12 protein-coding genes are annotated in these 12,237 nt (G+C 71.6%); 7 read left to right on the top strand and 5 right to left on the bottom strand.

From position 1 onward, the window contains the following. Positions 1-25: 25 nt before the first annotated feature. The gene (locus tag Q8Q71_RS08865; RefSeq protein ID WP_371315944.1) at positions 26-916 is read left to right on the top strand and encodes a lysophospholipid acyltransferase family protein; all 891 of its coding nucleotides are present in this window, start codon (positions 26-28) and stop codon (positions 914-916) included. Here Q8Q71_RS08865 and Q8Q71_RS08870 read toward each other — a convergent pair. The 4 genes from Q8Q71_RS08870 to xseA all read right to left on the bottom strand — a co-directional run bounded on the left by Q8Q71_RS08870 (position 874) and on the right by xseA (position 4,061). Then, entirely contained in the window at positions 874-1,398 is a 525-nt protein-coding gene (locus Q8Q71_RS08870; protein ID WP_305759224.1) for a response regulator, read from the bottom strand. The two genes, Q8Q71_RS08865 and Q8Q71_RS08870, sit on opposite strands and share 43 nt — an antisense overlap. Before the next feature lie 111 nt (positions 1,399-1,509). Next, positions 1,510-2,340, bottom strand: a complete 831-nt coding sequence (locus Q8Q71_RS08875; protein WP_305759225.1) for a M23 family metallopeptidase — start codon at positions 2,338-2,340, stop codon at positions 1,510-1,512. Beyond that, positions 2,337-2,537, bottom strand: coding sequence for a DUF2093 domain-containing protein (locus Q8Q71_RS08880; protein WP_305759226.1), 201 nt, complete (start codon positions 2,535-2,537; stop codon positions 2,337-2,339). The genes Q8Q71_RS08875 and Q8Q71_RS08880 overlap by 4 nt, the downstream gene beginning before the upstream one ends. Before the next feature lie 48 nt (positions 2,538-2,585). Beyond that, complete coding sequence (gene xseA / locus Q8Q71_RS08885; RefSeq protein ID WP_305759227.1) at positions 2,586-4,061, bottom strand: exodeoxyribonuclease VII large subunit; 1,476 nt, start codon at positions 4,059-4,061, stop codon at positions 2,586-2,588. Between the two features lie 134 nt (positions 4,062-4,195). On the opposite strand from xseA, the gene Q8Q71_RS08890 reads away from it, so the two are divergent. The 5 genes from Q8Q71_RS08890 to Q8Q71_RS08910 all read left to right on the top strand — a co-directional run bounded on the left by Q8Q71_RS08890 (position 4,196) and on the right by Q8Q71_RS08910 (position 10,048). After that, a complete protein-coding gene (locus tag Q8Q71_RS08890; RefSeq protein ID WP_305759228.1) occupies positions 4,196-6,631 on the top strand; it encodes a glycoside hydrolase family 95 protein in 2,436 nt (811 codons plus the stop codon). 185 nt (positions 6,632-6,816) lie between these two features. Further along, a complete protein-coding gene (locus tag Q8Q71_RS08895; RefSeq protein ID WP_305759229.1) occupies positions 6,817-7,854 on the top strand; it encodes an AraC family transcriptional regulator in 1,038 nt (345 codons plus the stop codon). Positions 7,855-7,890: 36 nt separating this feature from the next. Beyond that, positions 7,891-8,052, top strand: a complete 162-nt coding sequence (locus Q8Q71_RS08900; protein WP_305759230.1) for a hypothetical protein — start codon at positions 7,891-7,893, stop codon at positions 8,050-8,052. A gap of 46 nt (positions 8,053-8,098) precedes the next feature. Further along, positions 8,099-9,385, top strand: a complete 1,287-nt coding sequence (gene purD, locus Q8Q71_RS08905) for a phosphoribosylamine--glycine ligase (protein WP_305759231.1) — start codon at positions 8,099-8,101, stop codon at positions 9,383-9,385. 3 nt (positions 9,386-9,388) lie between these two features. Next, positions 9,389-10,048 carry a hemolysin III family protein gene (locus Q8Q71_RS08910; RefSeq protein ID WP_305759232.1) on the top strand — a complete coding sequence of 220 codons (660 nt, stop codon included), beginning with the start codon at positions 9,389-9,391 and terminating at the stop codon, positions 10,046-10,048. 4 nt (positions 10,049-10,052) lie between these two features. Here the strand turns inward: Q8Q71_RS08910 and Q8Q71_RS08915 are convergent, their stop codons facing one another. Continuing rightward, on the bottom strand, positions 10,053-11,204 hold the full coding sequence (locus tag Q8Q71_RS08915; protein ID WP_305759233.1) for a DJ-1/PfpI family protein: 1,152 nt from the start codon (positions 11,202-11,204) through the stop codon (positions 10,053-10,055). Positions 11,205-11,301: 97 nt separating this feature from the next. Between Q8Q71_RS08915 and Q8Q71_RS08920 the strand changes: the two genes are divergently transcribed. Then, a complete protein-coding gene (locus Q8Q71_RS08920) occupies positions 11,302-12,237 on the top strand; it encodes a GlxA family transcriptional regulator (protein WP_305759234.1) in 936 nt (311 codons plus the stop codon).

A 12,237-nucleotide genomic window follows, 5' to 3' on the forward strand; every position in this document is an offset into this window, starting at 1 on the left:
ATTCCGCCAGGACCTCGCCTGGCGCGTGCAGGCCATCGGCTTCGCCGGCTTCATCGGGCTGATGCGGCTGCTCGGCGTGGAGCGGGCCTCGGCGCTGGGCGGCTGGCTGCTGCGGACGCTGGGGCCGAGGACGGGCACCCAGCGCACCGTGCTGCGCAACCTGCGCATCGCCTTTCCGGACATGCCCGAGGACGAACGCGAGGCCCTGGCCCTGGCGCAGTGGGAGCAGACGGGGCGGTCGTTCGCCGAGACGGCGGTGATGGACATCCTGGTCAGGCAGAACCGGATCGAGGTGGTCGGGCTGGAGCGGCTGCACGCCATTCGGGACTCGGGCAGGCCGGTGGTCTTCGTCGGCGGGCATTTCGCCAATATCGAGACGCTGGCGGCGACCATCACCGGTTCGGGCGTGCCGTGCCAGATCACCTATCGCGCGGCCAACAACCCCTATGTCGACGCCCAGATCATCGCGGCGCGGGCGCGGTACGGGGTGAAGCTGTTCGCGCCCAAGGGCGGGGACGGGGCGCGGGAGCTGCTGGCCGGGATGGCGCGGGGCGAGTCCGTGGCCCTGATGAACGACCAGAAATTCTCGGAGGGGCCCGAGGTGACCTTCTTCGGCCAGCCGGTGAATGCGGCGCCGGGGCCGAGCCGGCTGGCGCTGCGCTTCGGCGCGGTGCTGCAGCCGATGTCGGTGGTGCGGCTGCCGGGGGTGCGGTTCCGGCTGACCGTCTATGAGCCGATCGAACTGGCGAAGACCGGCGACCGGCAGGCGGACATCGCGCGCGGGGTGCAGGCGATCACCAGCTTCATCGAGGACCGGGTGCGCGAGAGCCCGGTCGACTGGTTCTGGGTCCACAAGCGGTGGCCGGACCGGGTCTACGCCGCGCTGGAGCCGTCGCGCGATTCGTCCCGGGCCTGATCCGACGCCCGGCGCAGGGGGCCGCGATAGTTGGAGGCGGTGGTGCGGCGGCGGTCGGGCCCGAAATAGCCCTCGGTCTTCACGAACGGGCGGGGATGGAAGATGACCGCCTGGATGCGGTCGAGGATGGCCTTGGCGGTGATCGGCTTGACCACGAACTCGGTCACCCCGGCGTCGCGCGCCTCATAGACCCGGCTCTTTTCGGAATGGCCGGTCATCATGATGATCGGCAGATAGGGATTGGTGCTGTCGGGGCTGTTGCGGACCAGGCGGGTGAACTCGACCCCGTCCAGCGGGAACATGTTGAAGTCGACGATGGCCAGATCGACCGCGTGCTCGCGCAGCATCTGGAGGGCGGCGGCGCCGTCCGCAGCCTCGCGCACCTTGCGGACGCCGGCCGACTGCAGCACGGCGGAGGTGATCGCCCGCATGTGCTGGTTATCATCGACCAGCAGAACCTGGAGTGACTGGAGAGAAGACATGGGACGGACGCCGTGCCGGAATCGGCGAAGGGATCATCAATTTAGAGGGCGAATCATTACCGGTCCATGACCGATCAATGTTCACTCACTGAGGTAACCGGTTACGCACGCTCAGGTTTTCACCATGAGAGAGGGGTCGAGGTTGCGGTCCCGCCATTTCATCCGCCAGCACAGGTGGGGGCCGGTGGCGCGGCCGGTCATGCCGACGCGGCCGATCGGGTCGCCGCGCATCAGGTCCTGACCGACGGCGACGTCCAGCCGGGACTGGTGCAGACAGGCGGTGATCAATCCCTGGCCGTGGTCGATCAGGACCAGGCCGCCCTCGAAATGTAGCGCCGGCCGGGCCAGGGTCACCCGGCCGGCGGCGGGCGCGCGCACCACCGTCCCGTGTGGAGCGGCCAGGTCGATGCCGTAGTGGGGCCGCGCCGGCGTGCCGTTGAGAACCCGCTGCGCGCCCCAGCGGCTGGTGACGCGAAAGCCTTCGAGCGGCCAGTCGAAGCCGTCGCGGAAATGGTCGGCGTCGAGACGGCTGGCGAACCCCTCGGCCTTGAGCGCGATCTCGCGCTGGATACGGGCCAGCAGTTCGGGATCGGACGGCTCCACCGTTGAGGGCGGCAGGCCGCTGACGCTGGTGCTTGGAAACCGGCCGGGGGCGATGTCGAGGGTGCGGCTGGCCGATCGGGCGCCGAGGCGGGCCTCGATCTGGACGCTGCCGGCCGCGTCGCGGTCGAAGCCGACGACGAAGACGCCGTCGGCCGAGGCGGCGGTCAGGGATTCGCCGTCGACGAAGACCAGGGCGCGCGGCCAGGTCCGGCCGATGGCGTGGCCGCCCTGGACGAAACGGCCGGTCAGGGCGAGGTCCTCCGGCGCCTGGGCCGAGGTTCGACCGGCGGCGAGCAGGGCGCCGGATCCGATCAGGACGCCCCGACGGCTCGGGATCACGGGACCTGGCCCAGTCGCTGGAAGGCTTCATCCGGCCCGGCGTAGGCTTCCTGCAGGCTGACCGACCAGTAGCGCAGGACTTCCAGGGGAATGACCTTGCCGCTGACGGCGCAGGTGACGGCGCGCCCCGGCTTGAGCACGGCGTATTCGCCGTCGCCATAGTGCAGCGTCGCCTGATCGGTCGGGGTCCTGGCCATGTCGGCAGGCTAGCGTGACCGTGGGCCCGGCGCCACGGATTTCGCCGTTCAGAAGAGGTCGCCCTGGCCGGGCGGCGGGGCCTTGGCGCGCGGCGTCGCGGACGGCGGACGCGGGCGGGCCGGCGCGGCTCCGTCGCCGTCGATCCGGGCCCCCCGCGATCCGTCGGCGAAGACCAGCCGCACGGCCTGGCCCTCGCGCAGGGCGGCGGCGGCGGCGATCATGGCGCCGTCCTCGTCCTCGACGCGGGCGAAGCCCGGCTTGGGCGTCTTCGGATTGAGACCAGCCAGGGCGCGGGAGAGGGCCGCCAGCCGCGCCTCGTCACGCTCGAGGCGGCGGGGCAGGACCGGAATGAACCGGCCGGCCGCGGCGGCCAGCCGGTCGCGCCGGCGCTCCATGGCGCGGTCCAGCAGGGCGGGGGAGAGGCGGCCGGCGACGGTGATCAGCCCACGCTCGTGAACCGCCAGATTGCGGGTCAGGCCCGAGGCCAGCCGGCTGCCGGCGTGGTCGAGGCGCTGCTGCGGCAGGGCCAGCAGATCCTCGGGCCGGGCCGGCAGGCCGCGGGCGGCGGCGCGCAGCCGGGTGCGGCGGTCCTCGAGGATGCGGCCCCCGGCCCGGGTCAGGCGGCGGTCGAGGTCGGCGACGGCATAGGCCAGGTCGGCCAGCACGGGGGTGGCGATCTCGGCCGCGCCGGTCGGGGTCGGGGCGCGGCGGTCCGAGACGAAGTCGATCAGGGTGGTGTCGGTCTCGTGCCCCACGGCCGAGATGATCGGGATCGAGGCGGCGGCCACCGCCCGGGCCAGACCCTCGTCGTTGAAGCACCACAGGTCCTCGACCGAGCCCCCGCCGCGGGCGACGATCAGGACGTCGGGGCGGGGGATGGCGCCGCCGGGGGTCATGGCGTCGAAGCCGCGGATGGCGTTGGAGACCTGGCCGCAGGCGGCGTCGCCCTGGACCACCACCGGCCAGACGATGACGCGGCACGGCCAGCGCTCGGCGATGCGGTGCAGGATGTCGCGGATCACGGCGCCGGTGGGGCTGGTGACGACGCCGACGACCGACGGGAAGGCCGGGATCGGCTTCTTGCGCCCGGCCTCGAACAGACCCTCGCCGGCCAGTTTCGCCTTCAGCCGCTCCAGCTGGGCCAGCAGGGCCCCGGCCCCGGCGGCCTCCATGGTCTCGATGACGATCTGGTAGGAGGAGCGGGCCGGGTAGGAGGTGATCTTGCCGGTGACGATCACCTCCAGCCCCGACTCGGGCCGGACGCCGAGGCCGCGGACCGAGCCCTTCCAGATCACGCCGTCGATGGCGGCCTTGTCGTCCTTGAGAGTCAGATAGACGTGGCCCGAGGCGTGGTGATTGACCTTGGATATCTCGCCGCGCAGCCGGACGTGGCCGAACCGGTCCTCGAGCGTGCGCTTGAGAGCGAAGGACAGCTCCGAGACCGTCTGGGGCGGATTGTTGTCCCGCGCGGGCGCCGGCGGCTCGTCGGCCGGTCCCTCGAAGACGTAGGAGTCGTCGCTCATCGGGGGAGACTAGCGGGGGAGGCGGGCGGCGGGAATGGGCCGTTGCGGCGAGGGGCGGATCGCCGACATCCCGCGAGCGCGGCTGGCGACAGCGCCGCGAAAAATGTTAGCGCTACCGTCAAGGGAGAGACGCGATGGGCCTGTTCGACATCACGCGACGATTCGTTCTTGCGGGCGCCGCGGGTTTGTCCCTGTCGCCGTCGACCACAAACGCGGCGCAAGCCGGGAAACCAGCCCGACGCCTCTGGTATCGTCAGCCCGCCGCCATCTGGGACGAGGCCCTGCCGATCGGCAACGGCCGGATGGGCGCCATGGTGTTCGGCGGCGTCGCCCAGGAACGGTTGCAGCTGAACGAGGATACCCTGTGGGCCGGCGGTCCCTACACGCCCGACAACCCCGAGGCGCTGGCCGCCCTGCCCGAGGTCCGCCGCCTGCTGAACGAGAGCCGGTTCGCCGAGGCCACCGAACTGGCCAGCGAGAAGATGATGGCCAGGCCGCTGCGGCAGATGTCCTACGGCACGCTGGGCGACGTGTTCGTGACCTTTCCCGGCGCGGCCGCTCCGACCCGCTACGAACGCGAATTGAACCTGGAGGAGGCGATCTGCACCAGCGCGTTCAGCGTCGCCGGGACCGACGTCCGGCGCGAGGCCTTCGCCTCGGCGGCGGATCAGGTGGTGGTCCTGCGGCTGGAAGCCGGGGGCGGCCGGCTGGATTGCGATTTCGCCTGGCGCGCGCCGCGCCGGGTCCAGCACACCAGTCCCGATTATCATGGCTCGGCGACGCCGCTCGCCGGGTCCCGCGAGACCGACTGGCTGGCCGTCGAGGCGGCCGGCGACCTTCCGGACGGCTTCCGGATCACCGCCGACGGGCCGTCGGCCTGGCTCGTCACCGGCGTCAACGTCGGCGGACAGGACACGCCGCCGGCCCTGACTTTTGCGGTCCGGATCGAGGTTCTGTCGGACGGGGCGGTCGAGGCGACCGACGCCGCCCTGCGACTGCGCGGCGCGCGATCCGCCACGGTGCTGATCAGCATGGCCACCAGCTATCGCCGCTTCGACGACGTCTCCGGCGATCCGGTCGCCCTGGTCCGCGCAACCGGCGCCGCCGCCGCTGAAAAGCCGTACGCCGAGCTTCGTCGCCGTCACGTCGTCGACTACCGCGCGCTGTTCGAGCCGGTGTCGCTGGATCTCGGCGGATCGGCCGCCGCCGCCCGGCCGACCGACCAGCGCATCGCCGCCTCCGGAAACGGCCAGGACCCGGCGCTGGCCGCCCTCTACTTCGATTTCGCCCGCTATCTGCTGATCGCGTCCTCGCGCCCAGGCTCCCAGCCCGCCAACCTGCAGGGCATCTGGAACGAAGGGGTCAATCCGCCGTGGGGCGGCAAATACACGATCAACATCAACACCGAGATGAACTACTGGCCCGCCGATCCGGCCGGGCTGGGGGCTTGCGTCGAGCCTCTGCTGAAGATGGTCGAGGAGCTGTCGATCACCGGCGCCCGCACCGCCCGGACCATGTACGGCGCGCGGGGCTGGGTGACGCACCATAACACCGACCTGTGGCGCGCCGCCGCTCCGATCGACGGCCCGATGTGGGGCCTGTGGCCGTGCGGCGGCGCCTGGCTGTGCAACACCCTGTGGGATCACTGGGACTACGGGCGCGACCCGGCGGTGCTGGAGCGGCTGTATCCGCTGATGAAGGGGGCCAGCCTGTTCTTTCTCGACACCCTGGTCGAGGATCCGGGCGGTCGCGGCCTGGTCACCTCGCCGTCCCTCTCGCCCGAGAACCAGCATCCGTTCGGATCGTCCCTGTGCGTGGGGCCCGCCATGGACCGCCAGATCGTCCGCGATCTGTTCGAACGCACCGGCCAGGCCGCCGCGGCCCTGAATCGTGACGCCGACTTCGCCGCCGGCCTCGACGCCGCCCGGACCCGCATCGCGCCGGACCGGATCGGCAAGAGCGGCCAGCTGCAGGAATGGCTGGAGGACTGGGACGCCGCCGCGCCCGAGCAGGACCACCGCCACGTCTCGCATCTGTACGGCGTCTATCCGGCCAGCCAGATCAATGTGCGGGACACGCCCGAACTGATCGAGGCGGCCAGGGTCAGCCTCGACACGCGCGGCGACTACGCCACCGGCTGGGGCACGGCCTGGCGGCTGTGCCTGTGGGCGCGGATGGGCGACGGCGAGCGCGCCCATGCCGTGCTGAACGGACTGACCGGCCCGCAACGCACCTATCCCAACATGTTCGACGCCCATCCGCCCTTCCAGATCGACGGCAATTTCGGCGGCGCGGCGGGCATCATGGAAATGCTGATCCAGTCCTGGGGCGGGGAGGTCCACCTGCTGCCGGCGCTTCCCCGGGCCTGGCCGGCCGGCCGGCTGAAAGGCGTGCGCGTGCGCGGCGGGGTCGCCGTGGACATGGATTGGGAGGACGGCCGCCTCGACCGTCTCCTGCTGAAGGGACCGCCGGGAGCCGAGGTGAACCTGCGCTACCGCAATGCCCTCCGCGTCGCCATTCTGGACGACCGGGGCCAGGCGTCCGTTGCGGCCGACCGGTTCGCAGACTGAGTCCTGGACGGGCAGTCCGCCGCATCGGTCGGAGCGCGGGCAGGGGTCGGCAAAGCGTGTCCACGGCTACGCTTGTCGCCCAATTGGATGGCCGGTATGCAACCGGGACGCGCCGCCCGGTGGGGACCGCGGCGGATCCGGGGGCAGTATCAGTGGCGTTCAAGGATTCGGGACCAGGCGCGCCATTGGGCGCATCCGTCGACGGGGGCGGGCCGCGGGCCGAGGAGCCGGTCAATCCCATCCCCATCCTGCGCTGGTCGACCGACGACCTGCCGCCTGAACAGCGGTACCGCACCTGGTATCAGAGGGACTGGCCCCGCAGCGAGCCGATCTTCCGGACCGAGCCCAGCGAACCCTTCAACACGCGTTGGGAGTCGGTCCAACTGGGACAGGTGATCTTCGTCCATACCGAGATCACCGGCATGCGCTGGGAACGGCGACGGCAGGACATCCGGGTCTCGGACTTCGATGCGATCGTCGTCAACATGATGATCGAGGGCGAGGCGCAGGGGGATCTGGACGGGCGGCCGTTCCACCAGACGGCGGGGATGTTCCATTTCCACGACCTGAGCCGGCCCTCGCTGCACGGCTCGACCGCCAGCCGGACGTACAGCGTGGTCATCCCGCGGCCCGTGGCCGAGGCCTGGTTCGCCCCGATCCACGACCTGCATGGCCTCGTCATCGGCGGAGCGGCGGCGAAGGCGCTGTTCGCCTATTCCGCCCACCTGCGGGAGATGCTGCCGCGCCTTGACCTGTCGGAGGCCGATCGCCTCGGGCGGGTGCTGCTGGAACTGCTTTCCGTCGCCCTGCTGGACAGCCGGCCGCCGCCGTCGAGCCGCCTCAGCGCGGAGAGCATCCTGCGCCGGAGGGCGGCGGAAGAGATCGAACAGCGTCTTGGCCGGGGAATCGTCATCGCCGAGCTGTGCCGCGCCCTGGGCACGTCCCGCAGCCGGCTGTTCGCGGCCTTCCAGGGCGACGGCGGAATCCAGACCTACATCCTGGGCCAGCGTCTCGAGCGGACGCGCACGGCCCTGGCCGATCTCGAGCCGGCCGAGTCGATCAACAACATCGCCCTTCGCCTGGGGTTCGGGGACGCCTCCCACCTGAGCCGGTCCTTCCGCAAGCGGTACGGCATGGCGCCGAGCGAGTACCGCAAGCTGCTGGCGGCCGGCCCGGCCCGTTTGCCGGACGCCGAAGCGACGGCCGCTCTCGTCGCCGGGTAGCGGGAACCGGGGGCGGAGGCCGCCGTTGCCCCAGCTATGGCTGACCCTCGCAACACCGATCCCGAGGACCGGACTCCGCGCGAACGCGGGCTGGAACGGCGCAGCGGCGGGGCCGGTGTGAGCCCGTGGCTGGTCATCGGGGCGATCCCGATGCTGGCCGCGGCGGCCTATGTGATCTTCGCCGTGTTCGCCCGTTGAGCATCCGCGACTTGACCGCCTTCGCCGGCGCCGTCATTGCGCGAGCATGAATATCCTGCTGGTGGGATCGGGCGGACGCGAGCACGCCCTGGCGTGGAAGATCGCCCAGTCGCCGTTGACGCGGCGGCTGGTCATCGCGCCGGGCAATCCGGGCATGGAGACGCTGGGCGAACTGCGCCCGCTGAAGGTCACCGACGCCGACGGGCTGTGCGCCCTGGCCCGCGAGATCAAGGCCGATCTGGTCGTGGTGGGCCCCGAGACCGCGCTGGAGGCGGGGCTGGCCGACCGGCTGGCGGCGGCGGCCATTCCCTGTTTCGGACCGACGGCGAAGGCGGCGCAGCTGGAGACGTCCAAGGCCTTCTCCAAGGCCTTCATGGAGCGGCACGAAATCCCCACCGCGGGCTTCGGCGTCTACGAGCGGCTGCACGAGGCCCGCCAGGCCCTGACGGTGTTCAAGCCGCCCTATGTGATCAAGGCCGCCGGCCTGGCGGCGGGCAAGGGGGTGGCGATCAGCCCCACCCGGCGGGACGCCGAGGCCGAGATCGAACGGATGCTGGGCGGCCGGTTCGGATCGGCCGGCGCGCGGGTGGTGATCGAGGAATTCATGGACGGCGAGGAAGGCTCGCTGTTCGCCGTCTGCGACGGCCAGAGGGCCATGCTGCTGGGCGGGGCCCAGGATCACAAGCGGGCCTATGACGGCGACCTCGGGCCCAATACCGGCGGCATGGGCAGCTATTCGCCGGCCCCGGTGTTCACGCCGGAGCTGGTCGAGGCTGCGGACCGGCTGATCGTCCAGCCGGTGGTCGCGGCCATGGCGGCCGAGGGCACGCCCTATCGGGGCGTGCTGTACGCCGGGCTGATGGCGACGGAGGACGGGCCCAAGGTGGTCGAGTTCAACGCCCGCTTCGGCGATCCGGAATGCCAGGTGCTGATGATGCGGCTGGACGGGGACATCGTGCCCCTGCTGCTGGCCTGCGCGCGCGGCGACCTGACCCGGGCGCGGGCGCCGGAGTTCAGCCCGGACACGGTGATCTGCGTGGTGCTGGCCGCGTCCGGCTATCCCGACAGCCCGCTGGAGGGGTCGATCATCCGCGGGGCCGAGCAGGATTTCGGGCCGTATGTGCAGGTGTTCCACGCCGGCACGCGGCGACGCAGCGACCGGCAGCTGGCGGCGGCGGGCGGCCGGGTGCTGAACGTCTGCGCCCGGGGCAAGGATATCGCGGAGGCGCGCGAGCGGGCCTATGCGGCGGTGAAGAAGATCGACTGGCCCGGGGGCTTCCACCGCACGGACATCGGCTGGCGGGCGCTGGACCGCGATTCCGGGGGGAGCTGAGCCGTGCCCGATACCCTGCCGCCGGAGCCGCCGAGCCACTACCGCGACGGGAAGGAGCGCCTGGCGGATCTGATCGTGCATCTGACCGGCCTGGCCCTGGCCCTGGTCGGCGGCGGGATGCTGCTGGGGCTGGCGATCGGATTCGGCCATGTCGGACGGCTGACGGCGGCGGCCATCTACGCCGTCGGGCTGCTGACCATGCTGGGCCTGTCGACGGCCTATAATTTCGCCGCGCCCCGGTTCCAGCCCCTGCTTCGCCGCTTCGACCACGCGGGCATCTTCCTCATGATCGCCGGCTCTTACACGCCCTTCACGACCCAGCATCTGACCGGGGCCTGGGCCTGGGGCATGACGTCGGCGGTGTGGGCCACGGCGATTTTCGCCGCCCTGGCCAAGCTGCTGCTGCCGGGGCTCGGCAAGGGGTTCTGGATCGTCGTCTATCTGGCGCTGGGCTGGCTGATGGTCATCGCCATCCAGCCGATCCTGCAGAGCCTGGGGCTGGCCCCGCTGATCCTGATGGCGGTCGGCGGGCTGCTGTATTCGGTGGGCGTGATCTTCTACGCCAACAAGGCCATGCGCTATCGGCGGGCGATCTGGCACGGCCATGTGGTGGTGGCGGCGGCGGTGCACTGGGTCGCTGTGCTGCTGGCCGTCCTGAAGTAGCCGCTCACCGCGCGGCGGTCGGGCGCGGATACTCCAGCTGCATGGCCACCACGCTCGCGGTGGGGGCGCCGTAGCGGGCCCCGATGCCCAGGAGGGCGTCGTCGAGCGCTCGCGCCGGCCGGCGGCCGCCGATGGCCGGAAGCCGCCGCCGGGCGTCCCAGGTCGCGGCGACCCGGTCCGGCACTATGCGGAGGCCGTTGCGGGTTCGCACCGGTCCGGCCGTGGCCGAGAAGGTTTCGGCCTTCGAGCGGTAGGTCCGCGACCAGGCGTCGGCGACGAGGGCCAGCGACACCTCGTCGACGCCCGGCGCAAGCTCCAGGCCCAGCGTCTCCCGGTTCCAGATGGCGGCCGTGTTGCCCATCACGGTCAGGGCGAACGGGCGACTGAAGCGGAAGGCGCTGCTGTCGTGGCGCGCGTCCCAGGCCCCGACGCCGAGATCGCGGGCGACGGCCCCGGCTTTTTCGCGGCCGGCGATGGCCTCGATCAGGGTCAGCATCATCGGCATGGAGGCGGTGATGCCGGTCGTGGTGGCCACGCCCCGGTCGACCACCAGCCGGCGGTCCGGAACATAGCGGACCTCCGGGTGCACCCTGCGCAGGCCCTTGAGGAAATACCAGTGGGTGGTCGCGCGGCGGCCGTCGAGCAGGCCGGCCTCGCCGACCACGGTCGCGCCGGCGCAGACGCCGATGATGATGGCGCCGCCGGCGGCCTGTTTGCGGATCCACGCCAGGACGGCCGGGTCGTCGTCGCGGCTCATGGCGGGGACGATGACATAGTCGGCTCCGTCGGGATGGCGGGCGTCGAACCCGGCCGTGGTCGCCTGCGGCTGGACGGTCAGGGCCGGATAGAGGGTCATCGGCCCCGGCTCGGTGGAGAGGGCGACCACGTCGGCGACATCGGCCCGGCTGAGGATGCCGTAGGGCATCAGATAGTCGGTGGTCTCGGTGGCGTCGTTGACGCCGATGATGGCGACCAGGGGGCGGGCGCGCTTGGGCGGCTTCAGGGCGGCGAGGGTGGCGGCGGCCTCGTCCCGGGCGATCGGCGGCGAGGCCGCGGCGGCCGGCGCGGGGGGCAGGGAGAGGAGCCATCCCGCGCCGATCAGCGCGGCCAGGGACGCGAAGGCCCCGCCGCTCCACAGGATTATTCGCCGTTTCATGAGGTTCTGGCCCGCAAGCCTCCCTGTTGTCTGGCTTGACTCAAGAATGGCGCCGCCGCCTTCTGGCTGAAATGACATAAATCGGGCGAATCCTGCCATGCGCCGAGCCGTCGCCGTCGTCATCTTTCCGGGATTCCAGCTGCTGGACGCCGCCGGTCCGACGACGGCTTTCGAACTGGCGGAACGCTTCCGGCCCGGAAGTTACGCCCTGACGCTTGTGACGCCGGGCGGGGGAGCGGTCGAAAGTTCGTCCGGCCTCGTCCTTTCGGCCGTGCCGCTGGACGACGGCGTCTTCGACACCATCGTCGTGTCGGGCGGGGAGATCGATCGCTCCATGGCGGCGCTGCTGGCGGTGGTCGGCTGGCTGAGGCGTTCGGCGGCGCGGCGGATCGCCAGCGTCTGCTCCGGGGCCTTCCTGCTGGCCGAGGCGGGATTGCTGGACGGAAGGCGCGCCACCACGCACTGGGACAGCACCGACGCCTTCGCCCGGCGCTATCCCGAGGTCCGGCTGGACGCCGAGCGCATTTTCATCCGCGACGGCGATGTCTGGACCTCGGCCGGCATCTCCGCCGGCATCGACCTGGCCCTGGCGCTGATCGAGGATGACCACGGCCCGGCGCTGGCGCGCCGCGTGGCCCAGCAACTGGTCGTCCACCAGCGCCGCCCTGGCGGCCAGTCGCAGTTCTCGGCGCTGGTCGAGCTGGGCGGACGCACCGGTCGCTTCACCGGCCTGATCGACTGGATGCGCGACCATGTCGCCGAACCCCTGCCCGTCGAGCGGCTGGCGGACCAGGCCGCCATGAGTCCCCGCAATTTCGCCCGCGCCTTCACGGCCGAGACCGGGACGACCCCGGCCCGGGCGGTGGAGCGGCTGCGGCTCGAAATCGCCCGCGCGGCGGTCGAGGCGAGCCATGCGCCGCTCGACGAGATCGCCGAAAGCGTCGGCTTCCGTGACGCCGGGCGCATGCGTCGCGCCTTCCTGCGGGCGCTCGGCCAACCCCCGCAGGCGCTCCGGCGCGCTGTCCGGACCTAG

It is taken from the genome of Brevundimonas sp. (assembly GCF_030704825.1).
Lineage (GTDB): Bacteria > Pseudomonadota > Alphaproteobacteria > Caulobacterales > Caulobacteraceae > Brevundimonas.